Source organism: Salmonella sp. SAL-020 (assembly GCF_017372215.1).
In the GTDB taxonomy this organism is placed as follows: domain Bacteria; phylum Pseudomonadota; class Gammaproteobacteria; order Enterobacterales; family Enterobacteriaceae; genus Salmonella; species Salmonella enterica.
The window spans coordinates 3479652-3501196 of the sequence record NZ_CP071690.1 but is presented as its reverse complement, the minus strand read 5'-3'; the positions used below and the strand labels follow the sequence as shown (position 1 = coordinate 3501196).

The following is a 21545-nucleotide window of genomic DNA, read 5'->3' as shown; positions in this document are numbered from 1 at the left end:
CCGGGCTTCAGGATTTACTGATCGCCTCTGATTTTTCCATACACTTCGTCATCGCTTCTATTACCGCAGCGCGGAAGCCACGTTCTTCCAGAACGCGTACGGCTTCAATCGTCGTTCCGCCAGGCGAGCACACCATATCTTTCAGTTCGCCGGGATGCTTTCCGGTTTCGAGTACCATTTTCGCCGACCCCATGACGGCCTGCGCGGCGAATTTATAAGCCTGAGCGCGAGGCATACCGCCCAGAACGGCAGCGTCCGCCATCGCCTCGATAAACATAAACACATAGGCCGGCGAAGATCCGCTCACGCCAACCACCGGATGGATCATCGGCTCAGCAATCACCTCCGCCTCGCCAAAGCAGCGGAAAATATTCAGCACATCAGCCGTATCTTCCGGTGTGACCAGCGCGTTGGGTGTGACGGAGGTCATTCCTGCGTTGACCAGCGACGGCGTATTCGGCATAGCGCGAATGATTTTACGGTCGTGTCCCAGCGCGCGCGCAAGCTGATCAAGCGTTACGCCTGCGGCGATAGAGACCACCAGCGAGTCTTTGTTCAGGCTGGAGGAGATTTCACTGAGCACTTTCACCATAATGCCCGGTTTTACCGCGCCGAAAACGATATCCGCGACCTGAGCGACCTCCTGCGCGCTTTGCGCCGCATTAATGCCGTACTGGTCATGCAGGGCGGCAACTTTATCGGGGGAGGGGGTGTAGACCCAGATCTGGCCGGGAAGTACCTGACCGCTGGCAATCAGTCCGCCAAGAATAGCCTTGCCCATATTACCGCAGCCAATAAAACCGATTTTCTTCTCCATCTCGTCACTCCCTATGTTTGTGTGTTATGGGGAATGGTTAGCTTAACGCGGATTGAAAACGGGCAGAAGGAGAAACAGTACTTTGATGAAAGACAAAAGCGCGAGACAATAAAAGATTGTATACCGTACGGGAGACATTATGACCATCTGGGTGGATGCGGATGCGTGTCCGAATGTCATTAAAGAAATTTTGTACCGCGCCGCCGAGCGGATGCAGTTGCCGCTTATTCTGGTTGCCAATCAGGCCTTGCGCGTGCCGCCTTCGCGTTTTATCCGCACGCTCCGCGTGGCCGCCGGGTTTGACGTGGCGGACAATGAAATCGTGCGTCAATGCAAAGCGGGCGATCTGGTGATTACCGCGGATATTCCGCTGGCGGCTGAAGTGCTGGAAAAAGGCGCTGCGGTTCTTAATCCCCGGGGAGAACGCTATAGCGACGCCACGATTCGTGAACGTCTGACGATGCGTGACTTTATGGACACGCTACGCGCCAGCGGCGTACAAACGGGGGGGCCAAACACTCTCTCGCCGCGCGATCGTCAGCATTTTGCCGCCGAGCTGGATAAGTGGTGGCTGGAAAGCCAGCGTAAAAAATAAATCCTGTAATGAAAAATTTACAGTTTATTCATTTCTGATTCTTGCTATAGTACTAATATTGTGACTTTAGTACCTTTGTGTAAATTATTATTTACATTTATGCGTTGTACTAGTTAGATGATATGATTATAACATTGCTGATATCAAATCCTGCGTATGCGCAGTTCCTGGGGGAACGCCTGCTATGATGCAACCTCTTTATCTTGTTGGCCCGCGGGGCTGTGGGAAAACCACCATCGGTATGGCGCTGGCGCAGGCAACCGGTTTTCGGTTTGCAGATACCGACCGCTGGCTGCAATCGCACGTGCAGATGAGCGTCGCTGATATCGTTGAAAAAGAAGGCTGGGGAGGGTTCCGCGCCCGGGAAACCGCGGCCCTGGAGGCGGTAAGCGCGCCTTCGACTGTCGTGGCGACGGGAGGCGGTATTATTCTCACGGAGTATAACCGACGTTATATGCACCGTGTTGGCGTAGTGATTTATCTGTGCGCGCCGGTATCCACGCTGGTTAACCGGCTTGAGGCTGAACCTGAAGCGGATCTGCGCCCGACCCTCACCGGCAAGCCGTTGAGCGAAGAGGTTCGGGAAGTGCTTGAGCAGCGTGACGCGTTGTATCGCGAAACGGCGCATTACATTATTGACGCGACGAAAGCGCCGGCCCAGGTCGTTTCTGAAATTATTGCGGCGCTGCCGCCGTCGACGCAACGGTTACAGGGAGATGTCTATACTTAACGCTCACCCAGAATAAAGGAAACGCTATGCCAACCAGACCACCTTATCCGCGGGAAGCTTATATCGTCACCATTGAAAAAGGCACGCCGGGCCAGACGGTGACGTGGTATCAGCTACGGGCTGACCATCCGAAACCTGATTCGCTCATCAGCGAGCATCCGACCGCAGAAGAAGCGATGGATGCGAAAAAACGTTACGAAGATCCGGATAAATCATAGACGCATGAACCACTCGGAAGGGATTCTGAGTACCCCTAAATTGTATCTCCATCACATTCTTGAAACATTTATACTGGCAACTAAAACCGTAAATTAAGCGATAACAATACAATATTGGAGTTATTTGGAATCTTTACACAATACGTTGCTCATCTGCTGCTACGCTTTCTGAGATTTGTAGGGCAGGTAGCGCGGTGAGCGTGTGAATATTTGCCCGGGAATTACGACGAAGTAATAAGGTGGAATAAAAATGAGTGCGTCGTTGGCAATCCTCACAATCGGCGTTGTGCCAATGAGCGAAGTGTTACCGCTTCTGACGGAATACATCGACGAACAACACATCACCCATCATAGCCTGCTGGGAAAAATGAGCCGGGAAGACGTTATGGCGGATTACGCTGTAGAGCCTGGCGACGATCCGCTTTTGACGTTGCTGAATGATAACCAGATAGCCCATGTTTCCCGCCAGAAAGTGGAGCGAGATTTACAGAGCGTTGTCGAGGTGCTGGATAATCAGGGTTACGATGTCATTATACTGATGAGCACCGCGGCGATTAAAAGTATGGCAGCCCGTAATTCTATTTTGCTTGAACCGCTGCGTATTATTCCACCGCTTGTCGCCTCTATTGTGGATGGACATCAGGTTGGCGTGATTGTGCCTGTTGCAGAACTTCTGGCGGCCCAGGAGAAAAAATGGCAGGTATTGCAAATGCCGCCGGTGTATTCGCTGGCGAATCCGGTTCACGGTTCTGAGCAACAGTTAATTGATGCCGGGCAGGCGCTACTGGATCAAGGCGCGGACGTCATTATGCTGGATTGTCTGGGTTTTCATCAGCGTCATCGGGATATTTTACAGCAGGCGCTGGATGTGCCGGTTTTACTCTCTAATGTTTTGATTGCGCGGTTAGCTTCAGAACTGCTTGTCTAATTTTACGTGACAGGCCGAACGTCAGGACTCTATATTGGGTGTTAATTTAATAATGAGACGGGGCCTGATTATGCTACAAAGCAATGAATACTTTTCCGGGAAAGTGAAGTCTATTGGATTTACCAGCAGTAGCACCGGCCGGGCCAGCGTTGGTGTGATGGCGGAAGGGGAGTATACATTTGGCACCGCCGAACCCGAAGAGATGACGGTTGTGAGCGGCGCGTTGAAGGTACTGTTGCCGGGAACTGTCGAATGGAAAGTGTATACAGCCGGTGAGGTGTTTAACGTGCCTGGCCACAGCGAGTTTCATCTCCAGGTTGCTGAGCCCACCTCGTATCTGTGCCGCTATTTGTAACGGTGAGTCCCCTCTCCGGCGGAGAGGGGCCCTCTGGTTAGCGCTGCGCTTCGCCGCCTAATCCTTCCACCAGGCTTTGAATCAGCGCCGCCAGCTCGCCGGTCATCAGGATAAAGTCCGCGTCAAAACGTTGGGCAAAATCTTCCCGGTCGATATCTTCGTTCTGGTCGCGCAGCTCATCGCAGAATTTCAGACGCTTAATGGAGCCGTCATCGCACATGACGAATTGAATGCGCTGCTGCCAGTCGAGCGCCAGCTTCGTGACCACTTTACCCGCTTCAATATGAACGGCGATCTCGTCGCTGACCAGATCCTGCTTTTTCGCGCGGATCACGCCGCCATCTTCCAGCATCGCTTTCAATTCGGCTTCGTCCAGCAACTGGAAACCCTGAGCGACCGTACCGGAGCGCACCCACTCGGTGAGCGTCAGCTCAATCGGATTTTCCAGCGCCAGCGGGACGACCGGCAGCGAGCCAAGACTTTTACGCAGTAGCGCCAAAGTATCTTCCGCTTTTTTCGCGCTGGCGCAGTCAACCATAATCAGGCCGTTAACGGTATCAATCCACATCATTGTCTGACTGAAGCGGCTAAACGCGCGCGGCAGCAACGAATGCAACACTTCATCCTTCAGGGAATCTTTTTCCGTCTTCTTCAGCTTGCGTCCCTGATCGGCTTCCAGTTTCTGGATTTTCGCCTCCAGAGCCTGTTTGATCACTGGCGATGGCAGGATTTTCTCTTCTTTGCGCGCGCAAATAATAATCTGGCCATTGGCGGTGTGCGTTAACGCATCGCTGTGAGAGCCCATCGGCGGAACCCAGCCCATTTTGGCCATATCCTGGCTACCGCATGGGGTAAACGTCATTGAGGCGAGCTGTTTCTCCATCTCTTCGGCGCGTAATGTAATATCGCGGCTAAGACGGTAAACCATTAAATTTTTGAACCACAGCATGATAATTTCCACGGCCTTGTCGTTAAATCCAGGCGGTATAGTAACGAATTGTCGGCAGGCTTGCATTGCCAATCAGAACGGTGAATTCTACCCTGTTGATATTCCCAAAAAATGAGGAGCGGTATGTGCGTATTGGTATCGATTTAGGCGGCACAAAAACGGAAGTCATTGCGCTTGATGATGCAGGAGAGCAGCGGTTTCGCCATCGTCTGCCTACGCCGCGGGAGGATTATCAGCAAACGATAGAAACCATCGCTACGCTGGTCGACATGGCGGAACAGGCGACCGGCCAGACCGGTAGCGTTGGCATTGGCATTCCCGGTTCTCTCTCGCCTTACACCGGCGTGGTGAAAAACGCTAACTCTACGTGGCTTAACGGCCAGCCGTTCGATAGCGATGTGAGCCGTCGTCTGAAGCGTGAAGTGCGGTTAGCCAACGATGCCAATTGCCTGGCGGTATCAGAGGCGGTAGATGGCGCGGCGGCGGGGGCGCAAACGGTATTTGCGGTGATTATCGGTACCGGGTGCGGCGCGGGCGTAGCGCTAAATGGCCGGGCGCACATCGGCGGCAACGGTACGGCAGGCGAATGGGGCCACAATCCGTTGCCGTGGATGGATGACGATGAGTTGCGTTACCGCGAAGAAATTCCCTGTTATTGCGGTAAACAAGGCTGTATCGAAACCTTTATTTCCGGTACGGGATTCGCCACGGATTACCAGCGTTTGAGCGGTAAAACGCTAAAAGGCGATGAGATTATTCGTCTGGTCGACGCGCAGGACGCCGTGGCGGAACTGGCGATAAGCCGTTATGAGCTACGGCTGGCGAAGGCATTATCTCATGTCGTGAATATTCTGGATCCGGATGTCATTGTGCTGGGCGGCGGTATGAGCAATGTTGAGCGCCTGTACAAAACGGTTCCGTCGCTGATGAAATCGTTTGTTTTTGGCGGCGAGTGCGAGACGCCGGTACGTAAGGCGCGGCATGGCGATTCGAGCGGCGTGCGCGGCGCGGCCTGGCTGTGGCCGCTGGCGTAACGTTGTTAGCCGGATGGCGCGTCATCCGGCAACCGGCGTGACCGATGGCTGCTTGTGTTTTAGACGTCCGTATACCAGCAACGACGACATGGCGGAAAACGAGAGCAGGGCGGCGGGAAGCGCCACATAGTGGTACGCAAAACCTAGCGTCAGCATCAGCCCGCCGCACCAGGCGCCAATCGCGCTACCGAGATTAAACGCGATTTGCCCTCCCGCCGCGCCCAGCAGTTCGCCGCCTTTGGCGTTTTGCAGCAGCAGGATTTGCAGCGGCGCAGAGAGCGCAAACAGACCAGCACAGCAGATAAACGCGAAAGTCAGCGATGCCGTTTTGTATCCGCTGAAGAAAAAGAGCGCCATGAGAGAGAGCACGATAACGAGGTCAGTCACTACCGCGATGCGCAGCGGAGTATATCTGCCGGAGAGTTTGCCGCTTAACAGATTGCCTAACACCATCCCCAGCCCGACCAGCATCATAATAAACGTCATGCTCGTCTCCGAAAAACCGGAGATGTACATCATAAATGGCTTGATATAGCTGAACCAGGCAAAAACGCCCGCATTGCCGAACATCGTGGCGGCGAAAATGAGCCACGGCGCGGGGCTACGCAAGAAGTGAAACTGTTCGCGCAGGCTGCCTTGGGCTTTGTCACGGATATCCGGCACCCAGAAGAAAATTGCGGTGAGCACGGCGATGTTGAAAACCGCGATCAATAAAAAGGTGTAGCGCCAGCTAAATTCCTGGCTCAGGTAAGTGCCGAACGGAATGCCCACCAGATTCGCCACCGTCATCCCTGAAACCATACCCGCGACGGCGGCGGTGACTTTCCCGGGGCGGATAATCTTTGACAGGACAATGGCGCCGACGCCAAAAAAGGCGCCGTGCGGAAAGCCGGAAACCAGTCTGCCGACGGCGAGCATCAGATATGACGAGGAAAAGGTAAATATGGCATTGCCCATCACGCACAGCGTGACCAGAAACAGCAGTATATGTTTAAGCGAAAAGCGGCTGGAAAAGAGCGCCATAACAGGCGCGCCCAGCACGACGCCGAAGGCGTAAAACGAGATCATATGCCCGGCGGCGGGAATCGTTATTCCGACATCGCGTGCCAGCTCCGTCAGCACGCCCATAATGCCAAACTCGGCCATCCCCAGGCCGAACGTACCCAGCGCCAAAGAAAAAATAACTTTTTTCATACCACCTGCCGAAAATGAAGACGCATGTCGCGCGCTGCGGCTATGAATTGTCACAGCCAATCAACGTATAGCTTGCGGATAAGCGCGAGGTAATACCATTCCTTATTCGTCTTTGTGTATTCATTATTATGCTATGTCATGACGGTATGCTGTGTGCAGGATGACATTCGCGTTACTCCACGGCAAACGCTTTGTCCAGTTTGCTATAACCAAGCCCATTGATTTTTTTCACTTTTATCTGCACAGGGATACGTTCTTTCATGGCTTCCACGTGGCTAATCACACCGATGGTCTTCCCGCTGGCATTCAGCGCGTCGAGCGCATCCAGCGCGGCGTCCAGCGTTTCGCTATCAAGCGTGCCGAAGCCTTCGTCGAGGAACAAAGAATCAATGCGCGTTTTATGGCTGACCAAATCTGATAACGCCAGCGCCAGCGCCAGGCTGACCAGGAAACTTTCGCCGCCTGATAACGTTCGCGTATCGCGCACGGCGTCGGCCTGCCAGGTATCGACAACCTCCAGTTCCAGCGCGTCGCTGGCTTTGCGCTGCAATAAATAGCGGCCATGCAGGCGGGTGAGCTGATGATTCGCCAGCCAGACCAGATTATCCAGCGTCAGTCCCTGGGCGAATTTGCGGAACTTATCACCTTCTTTAGAGCCGATCAGCGCATTGAGATAGCCCCAGTCTTCCACTTGCTGAGAGGCTTGCTTCATTTCCGCCATCAGCGCGCGTTGGCGCTGCCGATTATCTGCATCCTGTTTAATTTGCTGGCGGATTTCCCCCTGGCGTGTCGTGTTTTCGCGCAGTTGTTGCGCCAACTGCGTCAGCCGCTGCGCGAGCTGCTCCGCCGTACACGTTGGGTCCAGACCAGCGGGCGGCTGTTGCTGATGGTCAGCCAGCGCCTGCGCGGACTGCGCGCTTAACGCCTTCGCTTGTTGTAGCTGACTTTCCAGCGTTTGTTGTTGTTTTTCCAGACGGGTCACGGTCTCTTCATCCAGCAACGCCGCCAGGAACGTTGCCTGGCTGTCAAACGGGCTATTTTTTAACGCCGCATCAAAGTGCGCTATCGCCTCGGCGGCGCGCTGCTGCTCCTGCGTCGTCTGTTCCTGCAGGGTTTGCAACTGGCTTTGTAATGACACGCACTCATCATGCGCCTGCCGCCAGTTATCCAGCGGCACGTCGTCGTCGGAATCCGCGGTATCCGTTTGCGGTAGCGTCTCCAGCAACGGGGCAAGCCTGTCGATCTGCATTTGCAAATCCGCGAACTCGGTCTGACGCTGTTGCCATATTTTCGCTTCGTCGGCGCGCTCATTCAGCCACGAAGCCTCGTCTTCTGGCGCTGGAAGGGAAAGCGTATACTGCGCCAAATCAGCCGTCAGCGACGCCTGACGCTGCGCAATCTGCGCGGTAAAGCGCGCTACCTGTTCAGTATGCGCCGCGATTTGCGTTTGTAGAGCATGACGCTGGCTGAGCTGATCCAACTGTTGCTCATGCTCTTCCGCGGCGGTCAGCCAGCCCGCGAGGTCTTCTTGCGGCTGGAGCTGAACGCCCAGCGTAGCGCACAGCGTTTGCCATTCCTCAGTAAGCGCTTGCTCCTCCTGCAACAACGACTGCGCCTCGCTTTCATCCCGCTGTAATTGTTGCGTTAAGGCATCTAACTGTCCTCGCAGCGCAGCGCCTTCTTCCGCCAGCGTTTTGACCTCTTTTTCCAGCGCGTCGCGGCGGGTTTGATTCGCGCTCAGCTCCAGCGCCTGATAGGCGGCGATGGCGGGGTGTGTCGTCGAGCCGCAAAGCGGGCACGGCTGGCCGGACTGTAAGTGCGCCCGCTGGCTTTCCAGATCTTTGATGCGCGCCTCCTGCTCGCAAATAGTGCGAACGTCCGCAAGCTCCTGCGCTTTAGTCTTATAACTCAGGCGCTTATCCGCCAGACGTTGGGTGTATTGCGCCTGTTCCTGATGATGACGCGCGATAGCTGCCTGTAGCTGCGCCTGACGCTTTTGTTTCGGGAGAATTTGCCCCTGAAGCGCGGCGAGACGATGGCGTAGCGGACGCTGCCGAGTATGCAATGCCCTGGCTTCCGCCAGCGCCTGTGGCGTGAGGTCGAGCGTGAGCGGCGGTAGCGCATCACGCTGACGCGTATCGCTCAGCAACTGCTGTTGCCATTGGCTCAGTTGCGCCCGATCGTGGGATTGTTGTGTTAATAATGCTCGCCACCCCGCCAGTTCGCTGCGCCAGATGCGGATGCCGTCGTGTTCCGCCAGCCATGTCTTCAACCGCTGCCCTGTGGTGTTCAGTTGCGTGAATTGTCGATGCGCGCAGGCGCGGATACGCCGGCGCAGGCGATACGCGCTTTGTAAGCGAGCATTCACTTCATCACTGTGCTGGCGAACACGCTCAACGGCGCGGGTTTGTTCCTGAATGCGCTCCCAATGCGGGCGCAACTGGCGAGCGGGTTGCGCCAGAGTCAACGCCGCGAGCTGCGGCTGCGCTTTTTCTCGCGCCTCTTGTGCCGCGTACAGCGCCTGCTGCCGGGCGTGTAATTCAGTGTGGAGCTCGTTTTTTCGGGTCAGCCAGTGAAGGTGCTGCTGCTGTACCTGCTGGTCGGCCAGCAGGCGTTTCTCTTCGTCAGTAAGCGCCTGCAAACTAGCTTCCAGTTGCTGTAACTGTTCGTCCGCCAATAGGGCGACGCCGCTGGCCTGCGCTTGTAACTTTTCCAGTTCGAGACGGGCTGATTTATGTTTTTCAAATACCTGTGCGGAGATCTGCCCGTAAATCTCAGTGCCGGTGAGCTCCTCCAGAAGCTCTGCGCGCTCTTTCGCTTTGGCGTTAAGAAAGGCGGCGAACTGCCCCTGTGATAACAACATCGAACGGGTGAAGCGCCCGTAGTCCAGCCCGGTCAACGTGGCGATCATCTCCAGTTTATCCTTTACCTTATCGGCAAAGATCTTTCCGTCTGAACACCGCGCCAGCTCCACGCGTGGGGCCTGGAGATTGCCGTCAGGCTGATTTCGGGCTCGGTTCTGGCTCCAGAACGCGCGCCAGGCTTCGCCTTTTACCTCAAACTCCACTTCGGCCAGACATTCCGCCGTATCGCGCGTCATCAAATCGTTTTGCGATTGCGATACCGTATTCAGGCGCGGCGTTTCGTGGTACAACGCCAGGCAGATGGCGTCAAGCAAGGTGGTTTTTCCCGCGCCGGTCGGGCCGGTAATGGCGAATAACCCGTTACTGGCAAACGGTTCGGCGGTAAAATCGACCTTCCATTCTCCTTTCAGCGAGTTCAGGTTTTTCAGACGCAAACTGAGAATTTTCATGCCTCATGCTCCTCATTCAACGCGTAGAGCGTGCTGGAAAAGAGCTGATTCAGGCGCTCGCGCTGCGGGGTATCTAACGCTTCCAGCGCCAGACGCCGCGCAAAAACCTCTTCCACGCTAAGCTCGCTTAATGTTTCCCGCCGCTCGTTCGCCAGCGAGCGCTCGCGCTGTTCGCGGCTACGGCGCACCAGTAATACCTCTACGGGGAGTGACTCCGTTAATGTCTGTATTCTGCGTTGGATATCGTGCAGATAGTCATCGGTTGTGATTTCAATATCCAGCCAGACGGGGGGCGATTGCTCAACGCCGCGCCACTGCTCAAGCTGTTCGGTAATTGATGCCAGGTCGCCTTTTAAAACCGCCAACGGTTGAGTCACGGGGACAGCCAGACTTTCGGTGCTTTGCCATTTCCCCTGGTCGAAGGTCACCAGATGCACGCATTTGCTTTTGCCGCACTCATCAAAGCTGAGGGCGATGGGCGAGCCGCAATAGCGGATATGCTCCGTGCCGCCGACACATTGCGCGCGGTGAATGTGTCCTAATGCGATATAATCTGCGGGGGGGAAATGCTGCGCCGGAAAGGCATCCAGCGTACCGATATAAATGTCGCGAACCGCATCGCTTTTGCTGGCGCCGACGGTGGTTAAATGTCCCGTCGCGATAACCGGCAGCTTTCGTTCGCCGCGTAGCTGGCACGCTTCCTGATACTGCTGTTGATAATAATCGGCAATCGCATGAAGAAGTTGCTGCTGTTTCTCGCTGCCGGATAACCCCGCCTGACTGGTAATAATGTCGCGCGGGCGCAAAAAGGGAATGGGGCACAGTACGGCGCCCGGAGAACCGTCGCGACGATGAAGTAGCCGCGGCGCATAGCCCGCGCTGGCGATCACGGTTGTATTGAGAAACGCCAGAATGTCGCGCGACTCGTTTAGCGTGGCGACGGAATCATGATTACCGGCCAGCACCACCAGATGACAGCCCGTTTGCTGTAAATTAACGACGAAACGGTTATAAAGTTCTCGGGCATAGCTTGGCGGCGAACCGGTATCAAAAATATCGCCAGCGACAATAATGGCATCCACCTGATGGGCCTGCGCGGTCTCCAGCAGCCAGTCCAGAAAAGCCTGATGCTCCGCGGCGCGGCTTTTACTGTAGAAATTTTGTCCCAGATGCCAGTCAGAGGTGTGGAGGATGCGCATAATTGTTCCATGCAAAAAAAGCGTGAACGGGATTATACACGTCATCCCTTCCATTTTTGGGCGCAATTTACCGCCGGTACACGGTAATGCACGGTTTCACCGGTGTCATAAATCATCAACATGCTGTCAATGCCGCCTTTTTTTTTCATAAATCTGTCATAAATCTGACGCATAATGGCGCGGCATTGATAACTAACGACTAACAGGGCAAATTATGGCGAGACGTATTCTGGTCGTAGAAGATGAGGCGCCGATCCGTGAAATGGTGTGCTTCGTGCTCGAACAAAATGGCTTTCAGCCCGTAGAAGCCGAAGATTATGACAGTGCGGTGAATAAACTTAATGAACCCTGGCCGGATCTCATCCTTCTTGACTGGATGTTGCCCGGCGGGTCAGGGTTACAGTTTATTAAACATCTCAAACGTGAAGCCATGACCCGGGATATTCCTGTGGTTATGCTGACCGCAAGAGGTGAGGAAGAAGATCGTGTGCGCGGGCTGGAAACCGGCGCTGACGATTACATTACCAAGCCGTTTTCCCCCAAGGAGTTGGTGGCGCGCATTAAAGCCGTTATGCGGCGCATCTCGCCGATGGCGGTCGAAGAGGTGATCGAGATGCAGGGACTGAGCCTTGATCCCGGCTCTCACCGCGTGATGACCGGCGACAGCCCGCTGGATATGGGGCCGACCGAATTTAAATTACTCCATTTCTTTATGACGCACCCGGAACGGGTTTACAGTCGCGAGCAGCTACTCAATCATGTCTGGGGCACCAATGTGTACGTTGAAGACCGGACGGTCGACGTGCATATTCGCCGTTTGCGTAAGGCGCTGGAGCACAGCGGCCACGACCGGATGGTGCAAACGGTACGCGGGACAGGGTATCGTTTTTCGACCCGCTTTTAATGCCTTTTCCGCCAGTAGAACACAGGTTTCTGGCGGAGAAGGCTTTCCATTCTTGAGGGAGTATGACGCGTGCTGGAACGGCTGTCATGGAAAAGGCTGGTGCTGGAGCTGGTGCTCTGTTGCATCCCCGCGCTTATCCTTAGCGCTTTTTTTGGTTATCTGCCGTGGTTTTTACTGGCGGCGGTGACGGGACTGCTTGTCTGGCATTTCTGGAATTTGTTACGCCTCTCCTGGTGGCTTTGGGTCGACAGAAGTATGACGCCGCCGCCGGGACGGGGAAGTTGGGAACCGCTGTTATACGGTTTACACCAGATGCAGTTGCGAAATAAGAAGCGTCGCCGCGAGCTGGGGAACCTGATTAAACGTTTTCGCAGTGGCGCGGAGTCGCTGCCTGATGCCGTGGTACTGACCACAGAAGAGGGCGGCATTTTTTGGTGTAACGGTTTGGCGCAACAGATACTGGGGCTACGCTGGCCGGATGACAACGGGCAGAATATTCTCAATCTACTGCGTTATCCGGAGTTTACCCAGTATTTAAAAACGCGTGATTTCACCCGTCCGCTTCATTTGGTGCTCAATACCGGGCGGCACCTGGAGATCCGCGTCATGCCTTATACCGATAAACAACTCCTGATGGTGGCGCGCGATGTGACGCAAATGCATCAGCTTGAAGGCGCCAGACGTAACTTTTTCGCCAACGTTAGCCATGAGTTGCGTACGCCCTTGACGGTATTGCAAGGCTATCTGGAAATGATGCAGGAACAGGCGCTGGAAGGGGCGACGCGAGAGAAAGCGCTGCATACGATGCGCGAGCAAACGTATCGTATGGAAGGGCTGGTAAAACAACTGCTTACGCTGTCTAAAATTGAGGCGGCCCCGGCGCTGTTATTAAATGAAAAAGTGGATGTACCGATGATGCTGCGGGTCGTGGAGCGTGAAGCGCAGACGCTCAGCCAGCAGAAACATACCTTTACGTTTGAGGTCGACGATAGTCTTAGCGTTCTGGGCAACGAAGAGCAGCTACGTAGCGCGATCTCAAACCTGGTGTATAACGCGGTAAACCATACGCCGGCGGGAACGCATATTACGGTGAGCTGGCGACGTGTCGTGCATGGCGCTGAATTTTGCATTCAAGATAACGGTCCGGGGATTGCTGCCGAGCATATTCCTCGTCTGACCGAACGCTTCTACCGCGTCGATAAAGCGCGTTCGCGGCAAACGGGCGGCAGCGGCCTGGGATTGGCGATTGTGAAACATGCGTTGAATCACCATGAAAGCCGCCTTGAAATCGACAGTTCGCCTGGCAAAGGAACGCGATTTAGCTTTGTGCTGCCGGAACGTTTAATTGCCAAAAATAGCGATTAATTGCCTTTCGTAAGTATAACTTTCCATAAGCCAGCGGATGCTGGCTTATTTTCTTTGCAGTTAAGACGGGCTCGTTGAAACATTCAACGTTTGGTGATTTTTTGTTCGCATGATTAGCCATAACTTTTTCATGAGAATGGTGTTTTATTCTGGTTGTAAATTTCATATCGCTATATTCATCTGGTTTTTAGATCCCACCTTGCTTTAAAACGTTATAAGCGTTTAAATTGCGCTTCAGGTGCTGTCATTACGACTGCATTTGCGCGGTAAATCGAAAAACAATTCTTCGCCGCATCGGTCCGGGAGCTTTTCCCGCTGAAATTGATAAAAAACGCCGCTTTATAATCCTCCGGGAAAGGCAAAAATTTTAATGTTTACAACATCACCATCCACAGGCAGTAAGACTTTATGACCCATCAGTTAAAATCGCGCGATATCATCGCCCTGGGCTTTATGACATTTGCGCTGTTCGTTGGCGCAGGCAATATTATCTTTCCTCCTATGGTCGGTTTGCAGGCGGGTGAACACGTCTGGACAGCCGCTATTGGCTTTCTGATTACCGCCGTAGGGCTACCGGTTCTTACTGTTGTGGCGCTGGCGAAAGTCGGCGGCGGCGTAGACAGCCTCAGTACGCCGATTGGTAAAGTGGCGGGACTCCTGCTGGCGACCGTTTGCTATCTGGCCGTCGGGCCGTTATTTGCGACGCCGCGTACCGCGACGGTGTCGTTTGAGGTCGGTATCGCTCCGTTGACCGGCGATTCTGCAATGCCGTTGCTGATTTACAGCGTGGTCTATTTCGCTATTGTTATTCTGGTTTCCCTCTATCCGGGTAAGCTGCTGGATACGGTAGGGAATTTCCTGGCGCCGTTGAAAATTATTGCGCTGGTCATCCTTTCCGTCGCGGCTATCGTTTGGCCTGCCGGTCCAATCAGCAACGCCCTGGACGCTTATCAGAATGCGGCCTTTTCTAACGGATTTGTGAACGGCTATCTGACGATGGATACGCTGGGCGCGATGGTGTTTGGTATCGTTATTGTGAACGCGGCGCGTTCTCGCGGCGTGACCGAAGCGCGCCTGTTGACGCGTTACACGGTCTGGGCCGGCCTGATGGCGGGCGTGGGGCTGACGCTGCTTTACCTTGCCTTGTTCCGCTTAGGTTCTGATAGCGCGACGCTGGTCGATCAGTCAGCGAACGGCGCGGCGATTCTTCATGCCTACGTTCAGCATACCTTTGGCGGCGCGGGAAGCTTCCTGCTGGCGGCGCTGATCTTTATCGCGTGTCTGGTGACGGCGGTGGGGCTGACCTGCGCCTGCGCTGAGTTTTTCGCGCAGTATATTCCGCTGTCTTACCGCACGCTGGTCTTTATTCTCGGCGGCTTCTCTATGGTGGTGTCAAACCTCGGACTGAGCCATCTGATTCAAATTTCCATTCCGGTGCTGACGGCTATCTATCCGCCGTGTATCGCACTGGTTGTATTAAGTTTTACCCGCTCATGGTGGCATAATTCCACCCGCATCATCGCGCCGGCCATGTTTATCAGTCTGCTTTTTGGTATCCTTGACGGCATCAAAGCATCTGCCTTTGGCGATATGCTGCCAGCCTGGAGTCAGCGTTTGCCGCTGGCGGAACAGGGACTGGCGTGGTTGATGCCAACGGTGGTGATGGTGATCCTGGCGATTATCTGGGATCGCGCGGCGGGTCGGCAGGTGACCTCCAGCGCTCACTAAAATCGCTGACATATGTGTACACCACGGGGCTTAACGCCCCGTGGTTTTTTATTGTGTTGATAGGTCAGAAATTGATGGAAAGCAATAATAAGCTAAAGCGTGGGCTGAGCACCCGGCACATTCGCTTTATGGCATTAGGTTCGGCAATCGGCACCGGCCTGTTTTACGGCTCGGCGGACGCCATCAAAATGGCGGGGCCGAGCGTGCTGTTGGCCTATATTATTGGCGGGGTCGCGGCATATATCATTATGCGCGCATTGGGGGAAATGTCCGTTCACAACCCTGCCGCCAGCTCATTTTCGCGCTATGCGCAGGAAAACCTCGGCCCGCTTGCGGGCTACATTACCGGCTGGACCTACTGTTTTGAGATCCTGATCGTCGCCATTGCCGACGTGACCGCGTTCGGCATTTACATGGGAGTCTGGTTCCCCGCCGTGCCGCACTGGATTTGGGTACTTAGCGTGGTGCTGATCATTTGCGCCATCAACCTGATGAGCGTCAAGGTGTTCGGCGAGCTGGAGTTTTGGTTCTCCTTCTTCAAAGTCGCCACCATTATTATCATGATTGTCGCGGGTATCGGCATCATTGTGTGGGGAATTGGCAACGGCGGGCAGCCGACCGGCATTCATAACCTGTGGAGCAACGGCGGCTTCTTCAGCAATGGCTGGCTGGGAATGATCATGTCGCTGCAAATGGTGATGTTCGCTTACGGCGGGATTGAGATTATCGGTATCACCGCCGGGGAAGCGAAAGACCCGGAGAAATCCATTCCGCGCGCCATTAACTCAGTACCGATGCGTATCCTGGTATTTTATGTCGGCACGCTGTTCGTCATTATGTCTATCTATCCGTGGAATCAGGTCGGCACAAACGGCAGCCCATTTGTGCTGACGTTCCAGCATATGGGGATTACCTTTGCCGCCAGCATTCTGAACTTTGTGGTATTGACCGCCTCGCTTTCCGCTATCAACTCCGATGTGTTTGGCGTAGGCCGTATGCTGCATGGTATGGCGGAGCAGGGGAGCGCGCCGAAAGTCTTTGCCAAAACGTCACGCCGTGGTATTCCGTGGGTTACTGTGCTGGTGATGACGATTGCGCTGCTGTTTGCGGTTTACCTGAACTACATCATGCCGGAAAACGTCTTCCTGGTGATTGCCTCGCTGGCGACGTTTGCGACGGTATGGGTATGGATCATGATCCTGCTGTCACAAATCGCCTTCCGCCGTCGTTTACCGCCGGAAGAGGTAAAAGCGCTGAAGTTTAAGGTGCCGGGCGGTGTCGTAACGACGATAGCGGGTCTGATTTTCCTGGTCTTCATTATTGCGCTTATCGGCTACCATCCGGATACCCGCATCTCACTGTATGTGGGCTTCGCCTGGATAGTTCTGCTGTTGATTGGCTGGATGTTTAAACGCCGTCGCGACCGTCAATTGGCGCAGGCGTAGTCGTTTTTCTCTGCCTTATCCGGTCTGCAGACAATGGTAGGCCGGATAAGCGGAGCCGTTTCTCCTCCTGGAGTCTCCTCCCCTAATAAACCCCTGGATGATGAGTTATCCTTTAAATCTCTGTGGCAAGGTGGCCCCATTTTCAGTGGAGGGGATACGAGATGTTGAATGCCTGGCACTTACCGGTTGCCCCATTTGTGAAGCAACATAACGATAAATTAACCATTACGCTGTGGCTGAGCGGAGAAAATCCGCCGTCTCGCGTGACGTTGCGCTCAGAATTCGATAATGAAGAAATCTCACTGGCGATGCGCAAACAGCGCCGCCAGCCGCAGCCGGGCGTGACGGCGTGGCGAGCGACGCTCAATATCGCGTTAGGGCAGCCCCGTCGCCGTTACAGCTTTAAATTGCTTTGGCACGACCGCCAGCTTTGGTTTACGCCGCAGGGATTTAGCTGCTTTCCGCCCGCGCGTCTGGAACAATTTGCGGTTGATGTGCCGGATAGCGGCCCGCAGTGGGTCGCCGATCAAATTTTTTATCAGATCTTCCCGGATCGTTTTGCCCGCAGCCAGTCTCGTGAAGCCGGGCAGGATAAGGTGTATTACCACCATGCTGCCGGTCACGACATCGTGCGTAAAGAGTGGGATGAACCGCTCACTCCCCAGGCGGGCGGTTCCACCTTTTACGGCGGCTGTCTGAATGGCATTTGTGAGAAGCTGCCGTATCTGAAAAAACTGGGTGTCACAGCGCTATATCTGAATCCGGTATTTACCGCGCCGAGCGTCCATAAGTACGACACGGAAGATTATCGCCATGTCGATCCGCAATTTGGCGGCGATCGGGCGCTGCTACGCCTGCGGCGTGAAACGCAAGCACAGGGCATGAGGCTGGTGCTGGATGGCGTGTTTAACCATAGCGGCGACTCGCATGCGTGGTTTGACAGGCATAACCGCAGCACTGGCGGCGCGTGCCATCACCCGGACTCGCCGTGGCGTGACTGGTACTCCTTTTCACCACAAGGCGTGGCGCTGGACTGGCTGGGTTATCCGAGCCTGCCGAAACTCGATTATCAATCAGAAACGCTGGTCGATGAGATCTATCGCGGTGAGGACAGTATCGTTCGTCACTGGCTAAAGGCTCCGTGGAATATGGACGGCTGGCGGCTGGATGTCGTACATATGCTGGGCGAGGCGGGCGGGGCGCGTCATAATTTGCAGCACGTCGCCGGTATTACCCGGGCGGCAAAAGAGGCGCAGCCCGAAGCCTATATTGTGGGGGAACATTTCGGCGATGCGCGGCAGTGGCTACAGGCCGATGCGGAAGATGCCGCCATGAATTATCGCGGCTTCACCTTCCCGCTATGGGGATTTCTCGCCAATACTGATATCGCTTACGAACCACAGCATATTGATGCCCGGACCTGTATCGCGTGGATGGATAACTACCGCGCCGGGCTGTCACATCAGCAACAACTGCGCATGTTTAATCAACTCGACAGCCATGATACTGCGCGCTTTAAAACCCTGCTGGGTAAAGACGCGGCGCGCCTGCCGCTGGCGGTGGTCTGGCTGTTTACCTGGCCCGGCGTGCCATGTATTTATTACGGCGATGAAGTCGGCGTGGACGGCGCAAATGACCCTATGTGCCGCAAACCATTCCCGTGGGATGAACGCAAGCAGGACGGCAACTTGCTGGCGCTGTACCAGCGTATGGCGAAACTGCGCCAGAGCAGTCTGGCGCTGCGTCGTGGCGGATGCCAGGCGCTGTATGCCGAAGGTGACGTAGTGGTATTCGTGCGAGTTTATCAGCAGCAGCGGGCGCTGGTGGCGATTAACCGGGGCGAGGCCTGTGAAGTGGCGCTGGAAGCGTTGCCGTTGCTGAACGTGGCCGGATGGCAATGTAAAACGGGAAGCGGTGACATCCGCGAGGGAAGACTTAGTTTACCCGCGATTTCCGCGACGGTATGGATGAATCGTTGAGGCGAGGTGGTTCATAATACCTCACGCATAAAAAAGGCTCGCATTCGCGAGCCTTTTATCAATGCACTGACTTACAGGCTGGAAATGTTCTCAGCCAGGTATTTAGCCACGCCGTCCGGAGAGGCGTTCATGCCTTCTTTGCCTTTTTCCCACTGCGCCGGGCAGACATCACCGTGCTCTTCGTGGAACTGCAGCGCGTCGACCATACGCAGCATTTCGTCGATATTACGACCCAGCGGCAGATCGTTTACGACCTGGTGGCGAACAATACCGTTAGCGTCAATCAGGAAAGAGCCGCGCAGCGCAACGCCTTCGTCCGGGTGTTCGATACCGTAAGCTTTCTGAATTTCACGCTTCACGTCGGCGACCATTGCGTATTTCACCGGGCCAATGCCGCCTTTATCGACAGGGGTGTTACGCCATGCGTTGTGAACGAACTCAGAGTCGAAAGAAACGCCGACCACTTCAACGCCGCGCTTCTGGAATTCTTCATAACGTTTATCAAAGGCGATCAGCTCAGACGGGCAAACAAAAGTGAAGTCCATCGGCCAGAAGAACAGAACGGTCGTTTTACCATTGGTGTGTTGTTTGAAGTTGAATTTATCAACAATCTCACCGCTACCCAGTACCGCCGCAGCGGTGAAATCCGGGGCCTGACGAGTAACCAGTACCATAATAATTCTCCTGCAATATTAAGGGTTTTAGAACGCAACGCGGGCAGTATAGGGAGGGCGAAGCGACAAAACAATGCGGTCTTGACAATCAATGAGACAGCTTTTGCCTATCGATCGGGTCATTATAAATCGTAATGATGACCCTTTTATGACAGCGAACGATCTTTCTGCCAACGGCGGATCTGACGCACGCCCTCGCTATCAGGCCGTCACAGCGCTTTGCGGGCGGCCTGTGCCATCATACGCGGATAAAAATGCCAGAAGCGCTCTTCTAACGCGTCGTAGTGCGCGTCCAGATCGTACCAGGAATCACGCAAGGCATCCAGCCGGGGACGGCGATTCGCCATGCCATTCAGCACGTTTTGAATGAAATCCATATCGCGATACCGCTCTAACCATTTTTCTGACCAAAGATAATCATTCAGGTTGACAAAGCGCGGCGGGGAGTCGGGCAGAATCGTCGCGACCTGCGCATGGGCGTAGCCGACAAACGCCTGAAGTGGAAAATCGGGAGAGATTTGCGTCCAGTGACGCGATAAAAAATGATCCCACATGACGTCCAGCGTAATGGGCGCCACGCGCCGCGTTTCATGGCGGAACCACTCTCGCGCCTCACGAACTTCCGGCAGGTTGTCGGTCATGACGTCAATACGCCGATGCATATAAATACCCTCTACCACGTCAGGAGGATAATGCGTTGCCGGGTTACCGCGGACAAAATCGGCCAGAAGATTACCGGAAAGCGAGCTGTCGGCAAGGTGCGCCAGATGCAGGTGAGCAAGAAAATTCATTATTGATTCTCTGTCCAAAAAGCGGGTAACGGTTGCAGCGGGAACGCCCCGGCACTAGACTACCCGCCTCTTATTTTAGTCTGAGTCAGAGTCATGCGCGTTACCGATTTTTCCTTTGAACTACCCGAATCCCTGATTGCCCACTACCCACAGCCGGAACGCAGTCGCTGCCGTTTGCTGTCATTAGAGGGGCCGACGGGCGCGCTGACGCACGGTACTTTCACCGATCTGCTCGATAAGCTCAACCCTGGCGATTTGCTGGTCTTCAATAATACCCGCGTGATCCCGGCGCGGCTCTTTGGCCGTAAAGCCAGCGGCGGCAAGATAGAAGTGCTGGTCGAACGTATGCTCGATGATAAACGCATCCTGGCGCATATTCGCGCTTCTAAAGCGCCAAAACCGGGCACGGAACTGCTACTGGGCGACGACGAAAGTATCCACGCGACCATGACCGCGCGTCACGGCGCTCTGTTTGAAGTTGAGTTTAATGACCCGCGTCCGGTGCTGGATATTCTTAACGCCATCGGCCATATGCCGTTGCCGCCGTACATCGACCGCCCGGACGAGGACGCCGACCGCGAACTGTACCAGACGGTCTACAGTGAAAAACCGGGCGCCGTCGCCGCGCCGACCGCGGGGCTGCACTTTGATGAGCCGCTGCTGGCGGCGCTTCGTGAGAAAGGTATCGAAATGGCGTTTGTTACGCTACACGTAGGCGCGGGCACTTTCCAGCCAGTGCGTGTCGATACCATTGAAGATCACATCATGCACTCCGAATATGCTGAGGTGCCGCAGGAGGTGGTCGACGCGGTGCTGGCGGCGAAAGCGCGTGGCAACCGGGTTATCGCTGTCGGCACCACCTCGGTACGCTCACTGGAGAGCGCGGCACAGGCGGCAAAAAACGATTTGATAGAGCCGTTCTTCGGCGATACGCAAATCTTTATTTATCCAGGTTATCAATACAAAGTGATTGATGCGCTGATCACCAACTTTCATCTGCCGGAATCGACGTTGATTATGCTGGTTTCCGCATTTGCCGGTTATCAACACACCATGAATGCCTATAAGACTGCGGTAGAACAAAAATATCGCTTTTTTAGCTACGGGGACGCGATGTTTATCACGTACAATCCGCAGGCTATTTCTGAGCGTCCGTAAGAAGGCTATCTCACTTGCCATTTTGACGCCGGGCAGTGCTCGCCATCCTCACGTACTGCGTGTACGCTCCGGTGGCTGTGCGCTGGTCGACCCCAAACTGGCTGCGCCGATGACGCCTTCGGGAATTTATTAGCTATGGAATCATTCCGTAGCGAGTCGTTAAACGTCG

19 protein-coding genes are annotated in these 21545 nt (G+C 54.8%); 12 read left to right on the top strand and 7 right to left on the bottom strand.

Annotated elements, in window-relative coordinates:
- Positions 1–7 precede the first annotated feature (7 nt).
- Positions 8–817, bottom strand: coding sequence for a pyrroline-5-carboxylate reductase (gene proC / locus J1G48_RS17145; protein WP_000412192.1), 810 nt, complete (start codon positions 815–817; stop codon positions 8–10).
- Positions 818–956: 139 nt separating this feature from the next.
- Here proC and J1G48_RS17140 point away from each other — a divergent pair, with 139 nt between their 5' ends.
- From J1G48_RS17140 to ppnP, 5 genes are all read left to right on the top strand, one after another.
- Positions 957–1412, top strand: coding sequence for a YaiI/YqxD family protein (locus J1G48_RS17140; RefSeq protein WP_000158143.1), 456 nt, complete (start codon positions 957–959; stop codon positions 1410–1412).
- A gap of 184 nt (positions 1413–1596) precedes the next feature.
- A complete protein-coding gene (gene aroL, locus J1G48_RS17135; protein WP_000983569.1) occupies positions 1597–2142 on the top strand; it encodes a shikimate kinase AroL in 546 nt (181 codons plus the stop codon).
- A gap of 26 nt (positions 2143–2168) precedes the next feature.
- Positions 2169–2360, top strand: a complete 192-nt coding sequence (gene yaiA, locus J1G48_RS17130; RefSeq protein WP_001143161.1) for a protein YaiA — start codon at positions 2169–2171, stop codon at positions 2358–2360.
- 250 nt (positions 2361–2610) lie between these two features.
- Positions 2611–3288, top strand: coding sequence for an AroM family protein (locus tag J1G48_RS17125; RefSeq protein ID WP_001276437.1), 678 nt, complete (start codon positions 2611–2613; stop codon positions 3286–3288).
- Between the two features lie 70 nt (positions 3289–3358).
- Positions 3359–3643, top strand: a complete 285-nt coding sequence (gene ppnP, locus J1G48_RS17120; RefSeq protein WP_000941953.1) for a pyrimidine/purine nucleoside phosphorylase — start codon at positions 3359–3361, stop codon at positions 3641–3643.
- A gap of 37 nt (positions 3644–3680) precedes the next feature.
- Here the strand turns inward: ppnP and rdgC are convergent, their stop codons facing one another.
- Positions 3681–4592: a recombination-associated protein RdgC gene (gene rdgC, locus J1G48_RS17115; protein WP_000964305.1), complete on the bottom strand. Its 912-nt coding sequence runs from the start codon at positions 4590–4592 to the stop codon at positions 3681–3683.
- A 125-nt stretch (positions 4593–4717) separates the two neighbouring features.
- On the opposite strand from rdgC, the gene mak reads away from it, so the two are divergent.
- Positions 4718–5626: a fructokinase gene (gene mak, locus J1G48_RS17110; protein ID WP_001219273.1), complete on the top strand. Its 909-nt coding sequence runs from the start codon at positions 4718–4720 to the stop codon at positions 5624–5626.
- A gap of 21 nt (positions 5627–5647) precedes the next feature.
- On the opposite strand, the gene araJ is transcribed toward mak, so the two are convergent.
- The 3 genes from araJ to sbcD form a co-directional block, all read right to left on the bottom strand.
- A complete protein-coding gene (araJ, locus tag J1G48_RS17105; RefSeq protein ID WP_000755625.1) occupies positions 5648–6820 on the bottom strand; it encodes an MFS transporter AraJ in 1173 nt (390 codons plus the stop codon).
- A 172-nt stretch (positions 6821–6992) separates the two neighbouring features.
- The gene (gene sbcC / locus J1G48_RS17100) at positions 6993–10133 is read right to left on the bottom strand and encodes an exonuclease subunit SbcC (protein WP_001676513.1); all 3141 of its coding nucleotides are present in this window, start codon (positions 10131–10133) and stop codon (positions 6993–6995) included.
- Complete coding sequence (gene sbcD / locus J1G48_RS17095) at positions 10130–11332, bottom strand: exonuclease subunit SbcD (RefSeq protein ID WP_001221260.1); 1203 nt, start codon at positions 11330–11332, stop codon at positions 10130–10132. The genes sbcC and sbcD overlap by 4 nt, the downstream gene beginning before the upstream one ends.
- 214 nt (positions 11333–11546) lie before the next feature.
- Between sbcD and phoB the strand changes: the two genes are divergently transcribed.
- The 5 genes from phoB to malZ all read left to right on the top strand — a co-directional run bounded on the left by phoB (position 11547) and on the right by malZ (position 18753).
- Positions 11547–12236 carry a phosphate response regulator transcription factor PhoB gene (gene phoB, locus J1G48_RS17090; RefSeq protein WP_000113921.1) on the top strand — a complete coding sequence of 230 codons (690 nt, stop codon included), beginning with the start codon at positions 11547–11549 and terminating at the stop codon, positions 12234–12236.
- Between the two features lie 69 nt (positions 12237–12305).
- Positions 12306–13601 carry a phosphate regulon sensor histidine kinase PhoR gene (phoR, locus tag J1G48_RS17085; RefSeq protein ID WP_000893646.1) on the top strand — a complete coding sequence of 432 codons (1296 nt, stop codon included), beginning with the start codon at positions 12306–12308 and terminating at the stop codon, positions 13599–13601.
- 408 nt (positions 13602–14009) lie between these two features.
- Positions 14010–15329: a branched-chain amino acid transporter carrier protein BrnQ gene (gene brnQ / locus J1G48_RS17080; RefSeq protein ID WP_000149625.1), complete on the top strand. Its 1320-nt coding sequence runs from the start codon at positions 14010–14012 to the stop codon at positions 15327–15329.
- A gap of 74 nt (positions 15330–15403) precedes the next feature.
- Entirely contained in the window at positions 15404–16774 is a 1371-nt protein-coding gene (proY, locus tag J1G48_RS17075) for a proline-specific permease ProY (protein ID WP_001537837.1), read from the top strand.
- A 161-nt stretch (positions 16775–16935) separates the two neighbouring features.
- Positions 16936–18753 carry a maltodextrin glucosidase gene (malZ, locus tag J1G48_RS17070; RefSeq protein WP_000930715.1) on the top strand — a complete coding sequence of 606 codons (1818 nt, stop codon included), beginning with the start codon at positions 16936–16938 and terminating at the stop codon, positions 18751–18753.
- 71 nt (positions 18754–18824) lie between these two features.
- On the opposite strand, the gene J1G48_RS17065 is transcribed toward malZ, so the two are convergent.
- The gene (locus J1G48_RS17065; protein ID WP_000244731.1) at positions 18825–19427 is read right to left on the bottom strand and encodes a peroxiredoxin; all 603 of its coding nucleotides are present in this window, start codon (positions 19425–19427) and stop codon (positions 18825–18827) included.
- Between the two features lie 209 nt (positions 19428–19636).
- Complete coding sequence (acpH, locus tag J1G48_RS17060; RefSeq protein WP_001009858.1) at positions 19637–20218, bottom strand: ACP phosphodiesterase; 582 nt, start codon at positions 20216–20218, stop codon at positions 19637–19639.
- A gap of 93 nt (positions 20219–20311) precedes the next feature.
- Here acpH and queA point away from each other — a divergent pair, with 93 nt between their 5' ends.
- Positions 20312–21376 (top strand): tRNA preQ1(34) S-adenosylmethionine ribosyltransferase-isomerase QueA, encoded by a 1065-nt coding sequence (gene queA / locus J1G48_RS17055; RefSeq protein ID WP_001266522.1) that lies wholly within the window; start codon positions 20312–20314, stop codon positions 21374–21376.
- The last annotated feature ends 169 nt before the right edge of the window (positions 21377–21545 follow it).